Source organism: Vibrio sp. Vb1574, assembly GCF_033338675.1.
Window position 1 is genome coordinate 1 of the sequence record NZ_JAWOTC010000468.1, and the last position, 1,039, is coordinate 1,039.

The following is a 1,039-nucleotide window of genomic DNA, read 5'->3' on the forward strand; positions in this document are numbered from 1 at the left end:
GCTTTTACGCGTTGATATATCAGTTCTGAGGTCACACTGCGATCGGCAAGGTAATACAAATTTTTGATACGGGGACGCAAGCGATTGATCAACGCGATGTTTTCGACCACGCGATCTTCTTCGTAAATCACACTGCCATTTGTACTTACTGTATCGAGAGAAGAGCCTTTATCATTAATCCCAATCGCGACCATAGGAACATTGCGCTTGGGGTTCTGAAAATAATTTCTGACGAAACGCATGGCTGCGTCGTCAGAGATAATTACACCATCAAATTCATAAGCTCGATATTTAAACCGAAGATAACTCGCCATTTGTTGCAAATAGCCTTCGGAATGAACACGCTTCGCGTCCAAATATTCAATGGATAGTTTGACTTCGCCGTCAGTTTGCTTGAATCCCTTTTCGATTCCCGCCTGAATGTCATTAGTCCATTGATAAGACGGATCATAGGAGTGAAGCACGAGAACTCGTTTGAGCTCCCAATTTGTTTCCTCTGCTTGTACGGCAACCGTTCCTATGCACAACACAAGAGTGAGAAAACGCGCTAAACGCTTAACCATTTTTTACCCAGCCGAACCAATGCAATGCTGCATATAGTAGCGCTTCATTTTTAAATGAAGCCGATATTGATCAACTTTCTATTATAATTGTGTCACATAATTTGTGATCACTATTAAGTCTTTTCGCAATATCCGCTGAAAACTGTTGTTTATCTAAAGATTGAGAAACGGCCACGTCAGAAATCAGCGTGTTACCTTCATAGCTACTTGCAATGGCGGCACCCACCGGGTTGCCATCTTTAAAACCAACGTACAACTCAAAATCCGGCGTTAAGATAATTTGGGTAAGGTATTCAACTATCATCTCTTGGTCATACTGTTCTTCCCAACGTTGAGACTGAAGAATCGAAAACATAATAGTCAGTCGATGAAAATCCACGAGGAAAATGTCATCAGCCTGCAAATTCGCTTCGCCTTCCAACAAAGAGTCGTTAGCGACGATTTGGTATTCTTGAGCATTTGTTGCTTGGAAATAG

Annotated in this window: 1 protein-coding gene and 1 pseudogene; both read right to left on the minus strand. The window is 41.9% G+C overall.

All coding sequences use genetic code 11. The features are described from left to right. Positions 1-563 (minus strand): annotated as a pseudogene (locus tag R7O12_RS26920) (phosphodiesterase); the annotation flags it as partial. Positions 564-633: 70 nt separating this feature from the next. Next, on the minus strand, positions 634-1,039 hold a 406-nt coding region (locus R7O12_RS26925), incomplete at its 5' end, for a flavodoxin (RefSeq protein ID WP_318127122.1).